The 19,415-nt window shown below is 70.6% G+C and carries 10 protein-coding genes; 3 read left to right on the forward strand and 7 right to left on the reverse strand.

The genetic code is table 11. The features are described 5' to 3' along the window. Window positions 1-2: 2 nt before the first annotated feature. The 5 genes from QRX60_RS43005 to ppdK form a co-directional block, all read right to left on the reverse strand. Window positions 3-857 carry a transposase gene (locus QRX60_RS43005; RefSeq protein WP_286003817.1) on the reverse strand — a complete coding sequence of 285 codons (855 nt, stop codon included), beginning with the start codon at window positions 855-857 and terminating at the stop codon, window positions 3-5. A 279-nt stretch (window positions 858-1,136) separates the two neighbouring features. Continuing rightward, a complete protein-coding gene (locus QRX60_RS43010; protein WP_285997219.1) occupies window positions 1,137-2,366 on the reverse strand; it encodes an HNH endonuclease signature motif containing protein in 1,230 nt (409 codons plus the stop codon). A gap of 548 nt (window positions 2,367-2,914) precedes the next feature. Beyond that, on the reverse strand, window positions 2,915-3,658 hold the full coding sequence (gene pflA, locus QRX60_RS43015; protein WP_285997220.1) for a pyruvate formate-lyase-activating protein: 744 nt from the start codon (window positions 3,656-3,658) through the stop codon (window positions 2,915-2,917). Beyond that, window positions 3,655-5,913, reverse strand: a complete 2,259-nt coding sequence (pflB, locus tag QRX60_RS43020; protein ID WP_285997221.1) for a formate C-acetyltransferase — start codon at window positions 5,911-5,913, stop codon at window positions 3,655-3,657. Before pflB ends, pflA begins: the two co-directional genes overlap by 4 nt. 122 nt (window positions 5,914-6,035) lie before the next feature. After that, window positions 6,036-8,717, reverse strand: coding sequence for a pyruvate, phosphate dikinase (gene ppdK / locus QRX60_RS43025; RefSeq protein WP_285997222.1), 2,682 nt, complete (start codon window positions 8,715-8,717; stop codon window positions 6,036-6,038). A 506-nt stretch (window positions 8,718-9,223) separates the two neighbouring features. Between ppdK and QRX60_RS43030 the strand changes: the two genes are divergently transcribed. Genes QRX60_RS43030 through QRX60_RS43040 form a run of 3 tightly spaced genes read left to right on the forward strand, consistent with a single transcriptional unit; the run spans window position 9,224 to window position 12,028 of the window. After that, the gene (locus QRX60_RS43030) at window positions 9,224-10,282 is read left to right on the forward strand and encodes a sugar ABC transporter substrate-binding protein (protein ID WP_285997223.1); all 1,059 of its coding nucleotides are present in this window, start codon (window positions 9,224-9,226) and stop codon (window positions 10,280-10,282) included. Window positions 10,283-10,295: 13 nt separating this feature from the next. Then, window positions 10,296-11,264, forward strand: coding sequence for an ABC transporter permease (locus QRX60_RS43035; RefSeq protein ID WP_285997224.1), 969 nt, complete (start codon window positions 10,296-10,298; stop codon window positions 11,262-11,264). After that, complete coding sequence (locus QRX60_RS43040; protein ID WP_285997225.1) at window positions 11,261-12,028, forward strand: ATP-binding cassette domain-containing protein; 768 nt, start codon at window positions 11,261-11,263, stop codon at window positions 12,026-12,028. Before QRX60_RS43035 ends, QRX60_RS43040 begins: the two co-directional genes overlap by 4 nt. A 16-nt stretch (window positions 12,029-12,044) precedes the next feature. Here the strand turns inward: QRX60_RS43040 and QRX60_RS43045 are convergent, their stop codons facing one another. Next, window positions 12,045-15,455, reverse strand: a complete 3,411-nt coding sequence (locus tag QRX60_RS43045) for a glycoside hydrolase family 3 C-terminal domain-containing protein (RefSeq protein WP_285997226.1) — start codon at window positions 15,453-15,455, stop codon at window positions 12,045-12,047. Further along, on the reverse strand, window positions 15,452-19,384 hold the full coding sequence (locus tag QRX60_RS43050) for a family 78 glycoside hydrolase catalytic domain (RefSeq protein ID WP_285997227.1): 3,933 nt from the start codon (window positions 19,382-19,384) through the stop codon (window positions 15,452-15,454). The genes QRX60_RS43045 and QRX60_RS43050 overlap by 4 nt, the downstream gene beginning before the upstream one ends. Window positions 19,385-19,415 lie beyond the last annotated feature (31 nt).

Below are 19,415 nucleotides of genomic sequence, written 5' to 3' on the forward strand. Positions count from 1 at the left end.
GGTCAGCCGTGGGTGCAGCCGGTCCCAGGCCCGGACCAGCGCGGGACCGAGAGCCGGGTCGTGGTGTCGATGGTGACATCCGGCTCGCCCCAGGTGTTCGGGTCACCGAAGGCGAACTCGTCGCCGTGGCGGCGGGGCCTGCCCAACGTGCCGGGCGGCTGCGGCGGGACCGGGCGGTGCAGGACCCGATCGGTGCGCATCCGCACCAGCACGGTGATCGGAAGATCGGCCAGCACGTGGGCCAGGCGGGGACCGTCGTAGCCGGCGTCGGCGACCAGCAAGATGTCCGGGTCTCCCGGCCGCCAGTGCCCGGCCGCGATCAGGCGGCCCACCACGCCGCGGATCTGCCGAGCAGTCACGCTCGCGGCGTTGTCTCCGGGCGTGAGCCGGACCGCATCCAGCGGCGCAGTCCACGAATGGCGTCCTGTTTCCAGGGCGACGACGACGGAGTAGGGCCAGCCCGGCACCATTATGTGCTGGTCCTTGCCGCGGCCGTAGGTGTGACACAGGATCCGCTGCGAGCAGGTGTGTGCTTCCGGACGCAGCCAGCAGGTCACATCCACTGCCAGTACCAGCCGCTCGTCCGCGGCCCGCGGCAGCGGCACCGCGGTCAGTGCGGTGCGTAGCCGATCGATGTCGACACGTCCCCGGGCTAGCGCGGCATAGCCGCTGCCATACCCGCGGCGGTGCTCACCAGCCAGCGACAACTCCGCGACCGACCGCACCGGCCCGTCCGCGCACAACATCGCCTCGGTCAGCTCGAACAACGCATCCGCCCGACGGGTCAGACAGCGGTAGAACTCCTGCCGCAACGCCGAGAGCTCCCCGGCCACGCCGACGTCGCCGGCATGATGCACACTGATCAACTGAAGCCCTTGGTTCGATCTTCCATCTGTCGCAAGAGGAATGATCGACCAAGGGCTTCACTCATGATCGACAGGGGCCCCGCCAACCACTCAAACGTTGAAACTCAAGTTAGACGATCGCCCGGGTCGAGGATCTTGTCCCGGATGCTTTCCTTGATCCACAACCGCAGGCGTTGGTTCCGCTCTTGGAGGTAATCAGGGCTTTCGGCTCGCGGGCGTGGGTGTAGGCCCGGAGCCGGTGGCTGCGGGCCTTTCCCCCTCTTCGGTTGATCAGGCGGCGAACGGTAACGGCACGTGGAGGTTGTTGCGCCTGGGTTTTCGGCGCCTGTCCAAGAACACCGGTGGCAGGAACTCGGGCAAGCCATCGGCGGCGATGCGGACCTGCCAACCGGAACGGTGCAGCAACCGGTGATGGTGGCCGCACATCAGGACCAGGTTGCCCAGCTCGGTCGGCCCGCCATCAGCCCAGTGCCGGATATGGTGCCCCTGACAATGCCGAGGCGGCCGATGACAACCGGGGAAAGCACACCCACGGTCGCGCAAGTACAACGCCCGGCGAAGTCCGGGTGAGACCAACCGCCGGAGACGGCCGAGATCGAGGGGCTCGCTCTTGCCACCCAGGACAGCGGGGATGATCTGGCAGTCGCAGGCATGGATCCGGGCCTCGGCCGCCGAGATGCGGCCGGTATCACCCAACGTCGCCTGACCGACACCAGACTTCAAGTCCTCCAACGAGACCGCGACCATCACGTGCGCCCGTTCACCCGCCTGCATCGGCAAGTCCGGGGAATTCAAGGCCAAGTCGATCGCGTCGGAGAACGCGTCGCCGTAACGTTCCTGCGGGGAACGGAAGTCGGGACCATCGTCGACTCTACGGCGTTCGGCCAGGGAATCCAGCAGGGCACTGGCCCGGGCACCGGTCTCGTCATCGAACCGGCCCTGAAGTTCCCACACCCCGGTTCTTTTGCGACGCAACGACAGTTCGCGGCTGGGGGTGGCCGGTTCAGCCTCATCGGGTTCGGCGCCATCGGGATCGAGGTGCGCCACGATCCGCGCACCCAGTGCAGCGACCTGCTTGTGTCCGGCTTCTTCGGCGAAGGACAGCAAGTCTCGTTCGGCGTTATCGCGGTGTTCGGGTGGAACTTGCGTCATGACACCGACGATGGTGTCGATCATCGGAGTGCTCAACCAGCCGTCCAACGCGGCGGCGCCGGTGGCGGGAGCGACAGCCGGAATAGGAGTGCCGTCGAGATTGCAGCCAGGTGCGAGGGCTCGGGCTCGCTTGACCACGTTCTCGGCGGCAGCCTTGGGAACATCTGCGAGGTGCTCGAATAGCCGCGCAACAGACCGGTATCCGAACAGGTCCATAACACCGCGCGACTCGATTTCCACGAGCAGAGAACCGATCTCAGCCTCAGCAGACCGAACAGCAGTGAGCAGTGTCGAGATGCGGTCGGCCAGGGCCACCGCATCCGCTTTCCACACCGCTTCGCTTTCCACACACCAAGATTACCGGCAGTCGCACGCATGTTCATCACACGAAAGGATGATCAAGCGAGACCGCGGCAGGGACACCGTAGCGTGGGGAATCGGCGCTCCCGCACCGAGCGGGAAGCAAGAACAGGAAGCGCCGATTCCCCACACCCCGGCGAAGCCGTATCTTGAAAAGCCGGGAAGCCCGAGATTCGATACAACGCCTGGCCCGCCGCCCGAAAAGGGGTTCAAGCCTGATGCGTCTCCGGCAGGCCGCCTCCGCGGTGACACTATAGTGCGCACCCATCACCAGCGGTGGAATGAAACCGCCCAGGCCGCCCGCGGTGCCGACCCTGTTCCCCGGGGTCGGCAACGCGACGAGTGATCGTTCGCGGGGCCTGGCCGAGCGGACAAGACGCGCCTCCTCCGGGCGGTCCGGCTCGGTGATCCCGCCTCGCCGCGACACCACCCTGGTGTCAGCCGCAGGCTGTCCGGCTTCGAGGAAAGCGCCGCACCGATCACCAGCCGAACGTCACGGCTCGCAGTGACCTTCGTCCTCCGGCCGATCGCCCGGATCAGGTCGTGGGCAGGTGATGCCGGGCGAACTGCTCGCGAACCCGCCGGACCAGATCCGCATCGGGAGCCGGGACGTGGGCGAGGGGGAACGGCAGGCCGAGCGCGGTGTACTTGGCCGCACCGAGCTTGTGGAACGGCAGCACGTCGACGCGTTCCACAGTGGACAGGGTGCTGACGAACGACGCGATGCCTTCGACGTCGTCCGGGTCGTCGGTGAGGCCGGGCACCAGCACGAACCGCACCCACATCGCCTTGCCCAGCTCGGACAGCCGGCGGGCGAAGGCCAGGGTCGGTGTGCGGTCGACGCCGGTGAGCCGGCGGTAGCGGCCGGGGTCCCAGGACTTGATGTCCAGCAACACGAGGTCGGTGTCCGCGAGCAGCCCGTCGGTGGCCCTTCCCCCGAGGTAGCCGGACGTGTCGAGCGCGGTGTGCAGGCCGAGCGCCTTGGCCCGGTGGAGCAGGTCGCCCACGAACGCGGGCTGCAGCAGCGGTTCCCCGCCGCTGACCGTGAGACCACCCCCGGCGACCTCGATGAACCGGCGGTACCGGCTCATCTCGGCGACGACGTCGTCGACGGAGACCCGCTTCCCGTCACGCATGTGCCAGGTGTCGGGGTTCTGGCAGTACAGGCAGCGCAGCGGGCAGCCGCTGGTGAACACCACGAACCGGGTGCCGGGGCCGTCCACCCCGGTGGAGAGGTCCCAGGAGTGGACGGACCCGGCGCGGGTGAGGGTGGTGGTCACAGCGATCCGTGGAACGTCCGGTTGACCACGTCGCGCTGCTGTTCCGGGGTGAGCCGCACGAAGTTCACGGCGTAGCCGGACACGCGGATGGTCAGCTGCGGGTACTTCCCGGGGTGCGCCATCGCGTCGAGCAGCGTCTCCCGGTCCAGCACGTTGGCGTTGAGGTGGAACCCGCCCGCGTCGGCGTAGCCGTCCAAGATGCCGCAGAGGTTGGTGATGCGTTCCTCCCTCGTGCGGCCGAGGCCGGCCGGGACGACGGTCGCGGTGAGCGAGATCCCGTCCTGGGCCTGGTCGTAGGGCAGCTTGGCCACCGACAGCGCCGCGGCCACCAGGCCGTGGCTGTCCCGGCCGTTCATCGGGTTGGCGCCGGGGGCGAACGGCTCGCCGGCGCGGCGGCCGTCGGGGGTGTTGCCGGTGTGCTTGCCGTACACCACGTTCGAGGTGATCGTCAGCACCGACTGGGTGTGGACCGCGCCGCGGTAGGCCGGGTAGCGCCGGACCTTGGCCATGAAGTCCTCGACCAGCTCGACGGCGATGGCGTCGGCGCGGTCGTCGTTGTTGCCGTAGCGCGGGTAGTCGCCCTCGACCGCGTAGTCGACCGCGAGCCCGGTCTCGTCCCGGATCACCCGGACGCGGGCGTGCTTCACCGCGGACAGGCTGTCGGCGACGACCGAGAGCCCGGCGATGCCACACCCCAGCAGCCGCTGCACCGGGTGGTCGTGCAGGGCCATCTCGAGCCGCTCGTAGGCGTACTTGTCGTGCATGTAGTGGATGATGTTGAGCGCGTCCACGTAGGTCTTGGCGAGCCAGCCGGTCACCCGGTCGAGCGCGGCCCGCAGCTGCGCGTAGTCCAGGTACTCCCCCGACAGCGGCGGGAACGCGGGCGCGACCTGCTCACCGGTCATTTCGTCGCGGCCGCCGTTGACCGCGTACAGCAGTGCCTTGGCCAGGTTCACCCGGGCACCGAAGAACTGCATCTGCTTGCCCACCCGCATCGCCGACACGCAGCAGGCGATCGCGGTGTCGTCGCCGAACCGGGGCCGGAGCAGGTCGTCGCTCTCGTACTGGATGGAGCTGGTGTCGATCGACACCTGGGCGCAGAACCGCTTGAACCCGGCCGGCAACCGCGGCGACCACAGCACCGTCAGGTTGGGCTCCGGGGCGGGGCCGAGGTTGTAGAGGGTCTGCAGGAACCGGAAGCTGGTCTTCGTGACCAGCGGCCGGCCGTCCTCGCCGATGCCGCCGATCGCCTCGGTCACCCAGGTCGGGTCGCCGGAGAACAGCTCGTCGTAGGCCGGGGTGCGCAGGAAGCGCACGATCCGCAGCTTGATCACCAGGTCGTCGACCAGCTCCTGGGCGTCCACTTCGGACAGCAGGCCGGCGTCGACGTCCCGCTGCAGGTAGACGTCGAGGAAGGTCGACACCCGGCCCAGCGACATCGCGGCGCCGTTCTGCTCCTTGGTCGCGGCGAGGTAGGCGTAGTAGAGCCACTGCACCGCCTCCCGGGCGGTCGCGGCCGGGCGCGAGATGTCGTCACCGTAGGCCGCGGCCATTTCCCGCAGCTCTTCGAGCGCCCGGATCTGCTCGGCCAGTTCCTCACGGTCCCGGATGACCGCTTCGGTCGAGAGCACCGCGTCCAGCGCGGCCCGGTCGGCCCGCTTGGCCTCGATCAGCCGGTCCACGCCGTACAGCGGGACCCGGCGGTAGTCGCCGATGATCCGCCCGCGCCCGTAGGCGTCCGGCAGCCCGGTGATGATCCCCGCCCGCCGGGCCGCCAGGATCTCGGCGGTGTAGGCGTCGAACACCCCGTCGTTGTGCGTCTTCCGGTACCGGGTGAAGATCTCCTTCACCGCCGGGTCCAGTTGGTAGCCGTAGGCCGTGAGCCCCGCCTCGACCATGCGCAGGCCGCCGGCCGGCATGATCGCGCGCTTGAGCGGCGCGTCGGTCTGCAGGCCGACGATCAGCTCCCGGTCCCGGTCGAGGTACCCCGGCGCGTGCGCGGTGATCGACGACGGCGTGCGGGTGTCGACGTCGAGGATCCCGCGGCGGCGCTCCTCGGCGAACAGCCCGGTCAGCTTCGCCCACAACGCCTTCGTGCGCTCGGTCGGTCCGGCCAGGAACTCCGCGCCACCTTCGTAGGGTGTGTAGTTGTCCTGCACGAACCCCCGGACGTCGATGTTCCCGCGCCAGTCCTGGCCGTGGAACCCGGACCACGCGTCGGTCCGGGTCGTCGGACCGATCACCGGTGCCGCCATCACGCACCTGCCTTCCCTGTTCGGTGTCCTGCCACCACAATGCTTCGTCCGATCGGGACGCCACAGGGAAAGCCGGTTGAAAAACCCGGGCCTTTGGTCCTCCGCCGCCGGCCCTTGTGCTCCTAGCGGTTGTCGACGGCGCTGTCGGCCTGGCCGACGGCGGCGCGGCCGGCCTCGAGCCGGGCGACCGGCACGCGGAACGGCGAGCAGGACACGTAGTCGAGGCCCACGTCGTGGAAGAACCCGATCGACGCGGGATCGCCGCCGTGTTCGCCGCACACGCCCAGGACGAGGTCCGGGCGGGCGGCCCGGCCCGCTTCCACCGCGTCGGCGATGAGCTTGCCGACGCCGTCCCGGTCGATCGTCTCGAACGGCGACACCGCGAAGATGCCCTCGGTGATGTAGGCCGGGAAGACCGTCGCCTCGACGTCGTCGCGGGAGAAGCCCCACACGGTCTGGGTCAGGTCGTTGGTGCCGAAGGAGAAGAACTCGGCCGAACCGGCGATGCGGCCCGCGGTCAACGCGGCCCGGGGAAGCTCGATCATGGTGCCGATCTCGTACGGGAACTGCGTTTCGGCGGTGATCGCGTCGAGGATCCGCCGCGCCCGCCCGGCCATGATGTCGAGCTCACGCACGTCGCCGACCAGGGGGATCATGATCTCCACGCGCGGCGTCCCGCCCGCCCGGACCCGGATCGCGGCGGCTTCGGCGATGGCACGCACCTGCATCTCGTAGAGGCCCGGCACGACCAGTCCCAGCCGCACCCCGCGCGTGCCCAGCATCGGGTTCTGCTCGTGCAGCCGGTCGACCGCGCGCAGCAGGGTTTCCGGCGCGTCCGGCCGGCCGAGGGCCTGGGCCACCGCCACCTGGGCGGTCAGCGCGGTGCGGTCGGGCAGGAACTCGTGCAGCGGCGGGTCCAGCAGCCGGATGGTCACCGGCAGCCCGTCCATCTCCTCGAGGATCCGCACGAAATCCTCGCGCTGCAGCGGAAGCAGCGCCGCGAGCGCGGATTCGCGCTCGGCGTCGGTCTCGGCGAGGATCAGCCGTTCGACCAGCACCCGCCGGTCGCCGAGGAACATGTGTTCCGTGCGGCACAGCCCGACGCCCGTCGCGCCGAGGCGCCGGGCGCGCCGCGTGTCGTCCGAGGTGTCGGCGTTCGCCCGCACCTCCAGCCGCCGTCGCGCGTCGGCGTGGGTGATGATCCGGTCGACCGCCTGCAGCAGGGCGTCGCGCCCGGGCGGGCGGCGGCCTTCGAAGTAGTCGACGACCGGGGACGGCACCACGGCCAGCCGGCCGAGGTACACCTCGCCCGCGGTCCCGTCGATCGAAATGACGTCGCCCTCGGCGACGACCGTGCCGTCCGCGGTCGTGAACCGGCGGTTCGCGGCGTCGACGTTCAGGGACTCGGCGCCGCACACGCAGGTCCGGCCCAGCCCGCGCGCCACGACCGCGGCGTGCGAAGTCTTGCCGCCGCGGCTGGTGAGCACGCCGCGAGCGTGGATGAGCCCGTCGAGGTCGTCCGGGTTGGTCTCCTTCCGCACCAGGATGACGGCGGCGCCTGCCTCCGCCCGGCGGACCGCGGTGGCCGAGTCGAACACGACCTCACCGACCGCCGCCCCCGGAGAAGCCGCGACGCCGGTGGCGACCGGCCGGGTGGCGGTGTCGGCGAACCGCGGGAACATCAGCTGGGCCAGCTGGGCGCCGGTGACCCGCCGCAGCGCCTCGTCGGCGTCGATCACGCCTTCCTCGCGCAGGGCCTCGGCGATGCGGAACGCGGCGGCCGCGGTGCGCTTGCCGACCCGGGTCTGCAGCATCCACAGCTTGCCCCGCTCGATCGTGAACTCGATGTCGCACAGGTCGCGGTAGTGCTCCTCCAGCGTCCGCATGATCGCCATGAGCTGTTCGTAGGGCCGCGGCTGCAGCTCGGCGAGCCGGTGCAGGGGCAGGGTGTTGCGGATGCCGGCCACGACGTCCTCGCCCTGCGCGTCGGCGAGGTAGTCGCCGTAGACGCCGGGCGCCCCGGTGGCCGGGTCGCGGGTGAACGCGACGCCCGTGCCGGAGTCGTCGCCCAGGTTGCCGAACACCATCGCGCAGACGTTCACCGCGGTGCCCAGGTCCTCGGGGATGTGCTCGGCGCGGCGGTACACGTGGGCGCGCTCGGTGTTCCACGACTCGAACACCGACCTGATCGCGAGGTCCAGCTGCTCCCGCGGGTCCTGCGGGAACTCCCGGCCCGCGTGCTCGCGGACGATGTTCTTGAACGTCGTCGTCAGGGCCCGCAGGTCGGCCGCGTCCAGCTCGAGATCACCGGTGACGCCCTTGGCCAGCTTGGCCGCCCGCAACGCGTCGGAGAAGTGGCCGGGCTCGACACCCAGCACCGTCGTGCCGAACATCTGCACCAGCCGCCGGTAGGAGTCCCACGCCAGCCGCTCGTCCCCCGACCACGCGGCGAGCCCGGCCACCGACTCGTCGGTCAGCCCGATGTCGAGGACGGTGTCCATCATCCCCGGCATCGAGAACCGCGCGCCGGAGCGGACCGAGACCAGCAGCGGCTCGTCCACCTGCCCGAGCTTGCGGCCCATCGCCCGCTCCAGCGCGTGCAGGTGCTCCCCCACCTCCTCGGCCAGCCCCTGGGGCGGCGCGCCGGTGGCCAGGTAGGCCCGGCACGCCTCGGTGGTGATCGTGAACCCCGGCGGCACCGGCAGCCCCATCACGGTCATCTCGGCGAGGTTCGCGCCCTTGCCGCCGAGCAGGTCCGCCATGGCGCGGTTGCCCTCGGCGAAGTCGTACACGTACTTGCGCATCGTCATCTCCTGTCAGGTCCGAAGCGGAACGGCGCGGTCGGGGCCTCGCGTCCATCCACCGCGTGTGCGCCGCGTCCCGCGCGGCCGGGCCGAGCCGCGCCGATCCGGTCCGCCTCGGCCGTGCCGACCCGGATCTGCTCGCCCCGATCATTTCCGCTCCGCGCAGGTCCGCCCAGGACCGCAGGTCACCTGCCCGAAGGACCAAGGTCGCCGACCTCGAGCGGCAGCCGGTCCAGGACGTCGACCGCGGAGAGCGTCCCCTCGGTCCCCTTCCCGCCCTTCGGTTTTTCGATTGATTCGACAGCGGGATTCGCGAATCGGGCGCGCCGGTGCGTTTCACTGGGACGAACGGATGCCCCATCGTCCGCCGAAGGAAGGAACACCGGCCGCGCCGAAGGGCATACACTCGTGCCGCGGATCTTCGAATGTTTCCTGCGCTGCCGTCGAGACGAATGCGGGGTCACACAGTCATGTCCGAAACAGGCGCTCCTTCCCGAAGAACAGCGTTGAAATACCTCGGCATGGGCGGTGGTGCGGTCGCCGCGAGCGCCCTGCTGTCCGCGTGCACCAGCGTCCAAGAAGGCCAGAACAACGCCAAGTCCGGACCGTTCCCCAGTACGCCGGGGTGGCGGTTCGTGTTCGTCAACCACGTCACCACCAATTCCTTCTTCGTCCCGACCCGCTCCGGGCTCGCCGACGCCGCGGCGCTGCTCGGCGTGCCCGAGCCACAGTGGACCGGCTCGGAAAACGGCAACGTCGCGCAGATGGCGAGCGCGATGGAAACCGCGATCAACAGCAAGGTCGACGGGATCGCCATCTCGCTGACCGACAACAACGCGTTCGTCGACCTCACGAAGCGGGCGCTGGGCCAGGGCATTCCGGTGATCGCCTACAACGCGAGCGCGGCCGGGAACTACCCGCTCACCTACGTCGGCCAGGACCTCTACCTGTCCGGGTTCCGGATGGGACAGCGCATCGCGCAGAAGATCACCTCCGGTGACATCCTGGTCGGCATCGCCCAGCCGGGCGGCAACAACGTCCAGCCGCGGCTCGACGGCATCACCGACGCGCTGAAGCAGGCCGCGCCCGGCGTCCGCGTCCAGTCCGTGAACACCGGAGCCGAGCAGGCCGGCGAGCTCAACGCGATGACCGCGGCGTACACCGGGAACACCGGGGTGAAAGGGATCTACGCGGTCGACGCCGGCAGCACCGCCGCGTGCGCGAAGCTGATCGCCGACCGCAGCCTCTCCGGCAAGATCGGCGGCGGCGGGTTCGACCTGCTCGACGACACGGTCGCCGGGGTGAAGGCCGGCGCACTGGACTTCACCATCGACCAGTCGCCCTACCTGCAGGGTTTCCTGTCGGTGCTCTACCTGTACCTCTTCCGGCTGTCCGGCACGCTGGTCGCGCCGCCGGCCACCGACACCGGCCTCACGTTCGTCACCAAGCAGAACGTCGACCCGTACGCGACGGCCCACAGCAGGTTCGAAGGCGGCGACAACAAGAACGTGCTCGCGATGCCGGGTTCGATCCCGCTGCCACCGGCTTCGGTGCTGAGCCGGTAGCGGGGCGACGCCGGTGAGATCGCTGCTGCTGCGCGTGATGCGCGTCAAGGAGCTGAGCATCCTGCTGGTCACGGTCGCTGCCGGGATCTACTTCACGGCGACCAGTGGCGCGTTCAACTCCCTGGACAACTACCAGACGATCGCGCAGTACGTCGCACCGTGGGCGATCATCGCCGCGGGGCAGGTGATGCTGCTGATCTGCGGGGAGATCGACCTCTCCGCCGGGTTCGTGTTCACCCTCGCCCCGTTCATGCTGATGCAGTTCTTCGTCAACGGCTGGCCGTTGTGGCTCGCGCTGCTCGGCGCGATCGTGGTGAGCACGCTGGTCGGGCTGGTCAACGGGCTGATCAGGACGGTGCTCGACATCCCGTCGTTCATCACCACGCTGGGCATGGCGTTCCTGTTGCAGGGCCTCGTCCTGATCATCTCGAACGCCCGCCCGGTCGGGGCGCCGAAGGACAGCTGGGTGGTCGACGTCTTCGGCGGGACGCACTGGACCGAGTTCCTGTGGGCCGTCGGCGTGGTCGTCGTCATGCAGGTGGTGCTTTCGGCGACCCGCTTCGGCATCCACACGCAGGCCACCGGCGGCAACCCGGTCGGCGCCGCGGAGTCCGGCATCTCGATCAACCGGGTGAAGGTGGTCAACTTCGCGGTCACCAGCACCCTGGCCGGGCTCGCCGGCATCCTGCAGGGCACCCGGGTCGGTTCGTACGACCCGACCAACGGCGGGTTCACCACGATGTTCTTCGCGGTGGCGTCGGCCGTGATCGGCGGCACGGCGCTGCTCGGCGGGTCCGGCACGGTGGTCGGGGCGTTCCTCGGCGCGCTGCTGCTCGGCATCGTGTTCGACGGGTTCAACCTGACCGGGGTCAGCGCGAACGCGTTCAACGTGGTGCTCGGCGCGGCCATCCTGGTCGCGATGGTGCTGAACGTGACGCTGATCGTGCTGCGCAAACGCGTCGGATCCCGGGAGCTGACATGACCGCCGAGCCCGGTGCCGAGGTCGTCCGCGTCGAAGGCATCAGCAAGAGCTTCGGCCCGGTCACCGCGCTCGCCGACGTCAACCTGCACGTCCGCCGCGGCGAAGTCCTCGGCCTCATCGGGGACAACGGCGCCGGCAAGTCGACGCTGATCAAGATCCTCACCGGCTACCACCAGCCGGACGGCGGGCACATCATCTTCGAGGGCGAGCCGGTCACGCTGAAGTCCGTGGTGCACGCCAGGTCGCTGGGCATCGAGACGGTGTTCCAGGACCTGGCGATGATCGACGACCTGCCCGTCTACCTGAACCTGCACCTGAACCGCGAACTGACCCACCGCCCGTTCCCGTTCCTGCACCGCCGTGAGATGAAACGCCGGGCCCGCGAAGCACTGGATTCGATCGGCATCGACATCCCGTCGGTGACCGCCGAGGTGGGCATGCTGTCCGGTGGCCAGCGGCAGGCGATCGCGGTGGCCCGCTCGGTGTACTCGAAAGCGAAGCTGATGCTGCTGGACGAGCCGCTCGCGGCGATGGGCGCGAAGGAGAGCGCCGTGATCCTGCGCGTGCTGCAGGAGCTGAAGCGCCGCGGCGACATCGCGATCATCCTCATCGCCCACAACTACGGGCAGGTGATGGACGTCTGCGACCGGGTGAACCTGTTGCAGCACGGCGAAATCACCTTCGACCGGCTCGCCGGCGAGACGTCGGTGGCCGAACTCCTCGACCTGGTGAACGCGGAGTACCGCCTCGGCGGCGGACACTGACACCGGTGCGGCGGCTTCACCCCGTGAACGCCGTCGCGAAGACGTGCAGCTGCTTGTTCACCGGCAGTGTCACGTACGCGACTTGCTTCGACGCCGTCAGCGGGACCGACGCCGCGTAGAGGCTCACCTTCTGGTCGTGCGGATACGTGCTGCCCGCGGGCCGGTTCCAGTACGGCGTCGTCGCCACCAGCACGCAGCCCGCCACCGCCTGGTTCGCGTACCAGTCCGCGACCGTGACCGTCGAGGTCGACGTCGTGCCGTCCGTGTACGTCACCGTCACCGGGCCGCTCTGGGTGCCGTTCGTGCCGGCCGCCAGCAGCGCCAGCGCCGATCCCGCGCCGCTCACCGTGACGCTCTGGCCGGCCGTCGTCACCGTGTCGGGCCGGCCCGCCGGGACGTCCGGCCAGGTGAACGTCGCCGCGCCGCTCGTCACCGGGCCGCCGGGGTGGATGCCCACCGAGGCGAGGGCCTGGGCGGAGAAGCTGAAGCCCGCGCCGTCGAGGTTGCCCGGCGCCGGGTCCGCGTCGTCCGTGACGCCGACGTCCGTGTACGCCGCGGCCAGGTTCGGGTAGGCGACCTGCGTGGTCGCCGTTGCGCGGACACTGCCGCCGGCATACCGGGTGGTGGCGGACACCGAGGCCGGACCGGGCGCCGCCGACGCGCCGGCCGTCACCGACCAGGTCGTCGCCACCGACTCCCCCGGCCGGACCGTCCGGAAGGAGGCCGGGGTGCGCGGGCCCGCCGTCCAGCCCGCCGGGACGGCCAGGCTCGTCGTCGCGTCGTGCACGGCTTCGGTGGCGCCGTTGGTGAAGGTGGTCGTCACCGAGAGGGTCTTGCCGGGCGCCGCGATCGCGGGCGCGGCCACCTTCGTGAACCGCGGCCCCGTCGTGTGGTCGACGCGGAACCCGCCCGCCAGCGGGAGGTTCCGCGACGAGTCGCCGACGCGGACGGTGTACCTGCCGACGCCCAGCTCCCACGCGTGCGCGTCGGTGCTCCAGTACGACGCGTCCTGCGCGGTCAGCTCGAACCGGACCCGTTGCGTCCGGTGCGGCTGGAGATCCACCTTCTGGAAGCCCTTGAGCTGGTTCACCGGCTCCCCGGTGGACGCCGGATCGCTCAGGTACAGCTGGGCGACCTCGGCACCACGCCGTGACCCCGTGTTCGTGACGTCGGCGCTGACCGAGATCCGGCCGTTCTCCCGCAGCGTGTCGCCGTCCACCTTCAGGTTCGAGAACCGGAAGCTCGTGTACGAGAGCCCGAACCCGAAGGGGTACAACGGGGTCAGGTTCTTCCGGTCGTACCAGCGGTAGCCGACGTCGAGGCCTTCGGAGTACCGGACCTTGCCGTCGACACCCGGCCATTGCTCCGGCGTGGACGCGGGGACCTGGCCGAGCGAGGCCGGGAAGGTCACCGGCAGCTTGCCCGACGGCGCGACGTCACCGAAGAGCAGTGACGCGATCGCGTGGCCGGCCTCCTGGCCCGGGTACCACGCCTCGAAGACGCCCTTGACCTTCGCCAGCCACGGCATGGTCACCGCGGAGCCGGTGTTGAGCACGACGACGGTGTTCGGGTTGGCCGCCGCGACGGCGTCGATCAGCTTGTCCTGGTCGGCGGGCAGGTCGATGTCGGCGAGGTCGCCGCCCTCGGACTCGTAGTCGTTGGCGTAGACGACCGCGACGTCGGACTTCGCGGCGAGCGCGGCCGCCTGCCCGAGGAGGTCCTCCCCCGGCGGCAGCCAGCCCAGGCTCACCGAGGCGTCCCCGCCGGCTTGGTAGTAGTCGACCTCGACCGACACCGGCTGCCCCGCGGTCAGCGGGACCTGCGCGGTCTTGGTGGCCGCGCCGTGGTCACCCCAGTTGTCGATCACCTGCTGCCCGCCGACGAGCAGCCGGCTGCCGTCGTCGCTGGTCAGGCCGAGGGTGTATGTGCCGGTCACGGGTGCGGTGAGGGTGCCCGTCCACCTGGCCGAGAAGTTCGTCGCGGGCACGCCGGGGGCGGGCGCGCCGGTGAAGGTGAACGCCACCTGCGGATCGGTGCGGGTCACCACCGGCGTCCCGGAGGAGTCGGTGTTCGCGTAGTAGTCGCCCTGCAAGCCGGTGCCGGTACCCGACGGCGGCTTGAGGTAGGTGCTCTCGATCGGCGGCAACGCGCTGCCCGTGCCGAGGTTGCCCTGCGCGTATTCGACGTCGATGCCGGAGCCCGCCCGCGCCTTGATGCCGTCGAACGGCGTGACCGTGCCGGTGCCGGCGATGTGCGCGCTGCCGCCGCCGGAGCTGAGCGTGTTCTTGCCCGCGCCGTCGCCGATCACCGCGACCGAGTGCAGCTTGTGCGCGTCCAGCGGCAGCAAGCCGTCGTTCTTCAGCAGGACCGTGCCGTCTTCGGCGGCCTTCTTCGCCACCGACAGATGAGCGCCCGTCGAGGCCGCCGCGTCCGGGGTGTCGGGCGACGGGTGGTCGAACAGCCCGAAGCGGAACTCCTCGCGCAGGATGCGGGTGACCATGTCGTCCAGCCGGGACCGCGGCACCTGTCCATTTTGGACGGCCGTCTTCAGCGCGGTGCCGAAGAAGTCCTGGCCGGGCATTTCCATGTCCATCCCGGCGTTCGCCGACGCGGCCGTGCTGTGCGTGGCACCCCAGTCCGAGGTGATGAAGCCGTCGAACCCGAAGTCCTGCTCGAGGATGTCGTTGAGGTACGGGTTCTCGCAGGCGTAGGTGCCGTTGATCGAGGAGTACGAGCACATCGCCGACGACGGCCTGGCCTGCGCGACGACGGTGCCGAACGCGCTCGTGTAGATCTCGTGCACGGTCCGGTCGTCGATCACCGCGTTGTCGGCCGTGCTGTTGCGGTTGGCCTCCTGGTTGTAGACGGCCCAGTGCTTCACCTGCGCCATCACGCCCTGGGACTGGACGCCGTCGATGTCGGCCGCGCCCATCCGCCCGGCCAGGTACGGGTCCTCGCTGTAGGACTCGAACGCCCGGCCCCAGCGCGGGTCGCGGACGATGTTGATGGTCGGGCCGAGGTCGACGTCGACGCCTTTCGTCCTGTCCTCGGCCCCGATCACCGACCCGTAGGTCTTCGCCAGCCCCGCGTCGAACGACGCGGCGACGGCGGACGCGGCGGGCAGCTGGGTGGTGTTGCCCAGGTTCACGCCGAGCGGACCGTCCTCCATCTTCAAGGAGGGGATGCACAGCCGGTCGTTGCCCGCGACCCGGCCGGTGTAGCCGCCGGTGGCGGTGCCGTGCACCATCGCGATCTTCTCGTCGAGCGTCATCTGCCCGAGGACCTGCGCGACCCGCTTGTCCACGGGCGCGGGGGACCCCACCCAGGGACACGGGGACGACGAAGCGGGTGCGGCCTCCGCGGCCGCGGGGACGGTCGTGCCGGTGATCAGCACGGCCGCGATCAGGGCTGCTCCACGCCACTTCACGGCGTCACCTCCGCGATCCTCGTGAAACTGTTCTGTGCGGCCGCGACGGCGATCCGCACCTGGGTCGTGGTCACCGGCGCCGGGAACGGGATCCACCGGTGGACGGCGGTGTTGCCGGTGACGTGGACCTGGTCGGCCCACTGGGTGCCGTCCCAGGTCTGCACGGTGAAGTCGGTCGGGACGCCGTCCGGGTGGGAGGCGAAGCCGACGCCGGTCAGCGCGGTCGCGGCGGGCGCCGTGACGGTGAGCGTGTCCGGGTACCGGCTGTCGGTGTCGTCGTTCCAGAACGTCGCCAGGTCGTGGTCGATCGCGTTCGACGCCAGGTAGGTGCGGGTGGCGCCGTCGACGACGTTCGGCGCGTGCTCACTCGACGCCGAAGCCGTCGTGCCGCTCGCCCAGCTGCCGAAGACCGGCACGTTCACGGTCGTCTTCACGGCGTCGCCGCGCGGTGGCTTCACGGTCAGCGTCACCGGGTACAGCCCGCTCTTGGCGCCGGCGGGGACGGTGATCCGCACGCTCCCCGGAGTCTCGGACGTGGCCGGGGTCAACGGGACCCCGGCCGGGGTCGCCGTCGCGGTCCAGCCCGCCGGCACCTGGGCGCCGAGGGTGGCCTGACCGGCCACGGTGGACCGTCCTTCGACGACCACCGGGATGTCCCCGCTGCCACCCGCGGTGATCGCGGCCGGGGTGCCCGGGGTGAGCGTGAGCCGGGTGAACGGCGTGCGCGGCGGCGTCACGGTGAACGTGTAGTCACCCGAGCCGGCGGTCAGGGTGAGCGTCTCGTCGTCGGCGCGGCCGACGGTCAGCCCGGGGTCCGGCTGGGCGGCGTGGCCCTCGGCGAAGATCGTCCGCCCGTTCTCCCGCACCGACGACTGCTTGCCGCCGAGCAGCGGCAGCCGGATCGTCGCCTTCGCGCCGACGGGAACCGTGGCGTGGTAGGTGAGCGTGCTGCCGTCGCGCTGCCAGGAACTGACGACGGTCCCCCGCACGGTCTGCTGCTGCGCCGTCACGTGGGTGAGGTTCCCGGCGACGGCCGGGGCGAGGGTGAACTCGCGCCAGCCGGGCGCGCCGGGCTGGATCCCGGCGAGCTGTTGCTGGAACCACTGGCCGATCGCGCCGCCGAGCCCGATGTGGTCCTTCGACGACGTCCCGTCCGGCGCCGAGGAGTTGTCCCACTTCTCCCAGATGGTCCCGGGCCCCTGGTTGACCATGTAGCCGAAGCTCGGGTAGTCGGTGCGTTGCGCGATGGCGAGCGCGACGTCGTTGCGCTGGTACTTGCCGAGCGCCTGGAACACGAGCGTGGTGCCGACGAAGCCGGTGGTGACGTGGTTCTGGTGCGCCGCGACGTCGGCGACCAGGCGGTCCACCGTGGCCTGCTCGCGGCCGGGCGGGACGAGCCCGAACACGAGCGGCAGGGCGTAGGACAGCTGCGTCCCGGTGCCGAAGACGCCGGTGTCGGCGGAGTAGAAGCGCTTGAGGAAGCCCGTGGCGATCTGCCCGGCGAGCGCGCCGTACTTGGTGGCGTCGGCCTGTCTCCCCAGGACGCCCGCCATCTTCGCGAGCAGCGTCGCGTCGGAGTAGGAGAAGCCGGTCTGGAAGTAGCCGTGCGGGGTGCTGACCGTCGAGAGCCAGTCGTCGCCCCAGGACGTCGGCGGGGTGACGACGACGTGGTCGGCGTCGCTGATCGTGCCGAGGTAGTCGACCCACGCCTTGACGTGGTCGTAGTGCGTGGCGAGCAGCTGCGCGGTGCCGTACTGGGTGTAGGAGTCCCAGATGATCTGCGGGTACGCGGTGCCCCACGCGGGGTCGGTGAGCCAGTCGGTGCGGCCGTTGACCGGCGCGACCGAGGGCAGGCTGCCGTCGGCGTTCCGGCTGGTGACCATGTCGCCGAGCCACTTCGTGTAGAACGCCTGCATGTCGAAGTTGGCCATCGCCTCCTGGTCGGAGTCGACGGCGTCGCCGAGCCAGCCGTGGCGTTCCCGGGTCGGGCAGTCCATCTGGATCGACTCGAGGTTGTTCAGCTGCGTCTGCGTGACGGCGGCCTGGATCTTGTCGAGGCCCGGGTCCGAGGTGCCGAACCGGCCCGTCGAGGCGACATCGGTGTGGATCTCCTGCGCGGTCAAGGTGACGGCGGCGTCGTCCGGGACGCCGGTCAGCTCGGCGTAGCGGAGGCCGGCGTAGTTGAAGTGCGGCTGGTACGTCTCGGTGCCGGCGCCGCTGAACGTGTAGTGGTCGGTCTGGCGGGGTGGTTCGGAGCCGTCGAAGCTGATGTTCGCGGTCGTGACGCGGCCGTTCGCGTCGAGGATCTCGCCCTTCTTCAGCGACGCCGTCGTCCCGGCGGGCCGGGCGGCCCGCAGCGTCACCTGGCCGGTGCGGTTCTGGCCGAAGTCGTAGACGCGCACGCCCGGCGCGGGCCGGGTTTCCTTGACCGGGTCGTGGTTCGCGACGATCCGGGTCGGCGGGGTGATGTCGGCCTGCAGCTGCGTGACGCCGCTGCTGACCACCGCGGAGTTCGGGCCGTAGACGCCGATTTCGGCCAGCCGGAACGTGCAGCTGGTGCCCACGCAGGCGAGTTTCGCCGCGGTCACCCGGACGTACCGGCCGGTGACGTCCGCGGGCAGGGTGACGGCCGCGGTGCCCGGGTTGGCCTGGTCGGCGTCCGTGCGGTCGGTGACGGTCGTCGCGGTGGCGAACGCCGGGTCGTCGCCGACCTGGACCCGGTAGCGCACCGGGAACCCGGCGCCGGCGAAGTCCCCGGCCGGGTCGTTGGTCGGCCGGGCCGGGAACAGCGCCACCGAGCCGATCTTCTGCGCCGAGCCGAGGTCGACCTGCGCCCACTTCGTGGTGTCGGCCGTGGATCCGATGGCCGAGTGGTAGCCCTCCGACGCGTCGATCGAGCCGTCGATGCCGTCGGTCGCGGCCGCCGGGGACCAGCCGCAGCAGGTCGTCGTGTCCGAGGCCGTCACCGGCTTGCCCTGCGCCAGGCTTTGGCGGTGGGACGCCGGGGCGACGGCGTGCGCGGCGGGCCAGGCGCCGGCGTCGAACCCCGCCGTGTCCCAGCCCGCGATCTCCTTGCGGGCGTCGTAGGTCTCGCCGTAGTAGAAGTCGTCGCCGGTCACCGGGCCGGCGTGGGCCTTCCAGTCGGTTCCGGTGCCGAAGCGCTCGGTCGAGCCGTCGGTGTAGGTGACGTCGATCTGCGCGACGAGCGCCGGGCGCCCGGTGTACTGGCCCTTCCCGGCCATGAACGCGAGTGCGTTGCGGCCGGGCTTGAGCAGCTTCGTGACGTCGAGGTCGCGGTAGAGCACGCGGGCGGCGTAGTCGGTGACGGCGGAGTCGAGCACCTGCCCGGGCTGGACGCGGGTGCCGTTGAGGTGCGGCTCGGCGACGCCTTGGGCGCCGAAGTACAGCCGGGCGCGGGCGACGGGCTTGGCGACGTCGAAGCCGCCCCGGACGAGCGCGCCGTCGTCGACCTGCAGCCACCACGCCGACCAGTCGGCCGGCTGCAGCAGGCCGGTGTCGAAGCGGGCGGGCGCCGACCACGGCGACGGGCGGCCCCCGCTGTTCCAGGTCCGCACCGACCACTGGTAGGTGCGGTCGCTGCCGAGGGCGGGTCCGGTATAGGCGACATCGACCGAATTCGCCGACTCCACGCGTCCCGAGTCCCAGTGGGACCGCGGGCCGTCGACGCGGATTTCGTACGCCGTCTGGGTTTCCGCGCGTCCGGAGTCGTTCACCGTCCAGGCCAGCGTCGGCCGCGGACCGCCGACCAGGGCGTCCGACGCTTGGCCGTCGGCGCGCAGCGCGGTCGGTGGCAGCGGGCCGCCGTGCGCGGGCTCCGCCGTCGCGGTCGTGGCGGGCAGGACCGCCGCGGCGAGCGCGAGCACGACGGCGACGGCCCGTCTCTTCGTCGAGGTTCCCGACCGGCGCATGAACGTCTCCTGACGTTATAAAACGTTTCAA

Source organism: Amycolatopsis mongoliensis, from assembly GCF_030285665.1.
GTDB classification, from domain to species: Bacteria; Actinomycetota; Actinomycetes; order Mycobacteriales; family Pseudonocardiaceae; genus Amycolatopsis; species Amycolatopsis mongoliensis.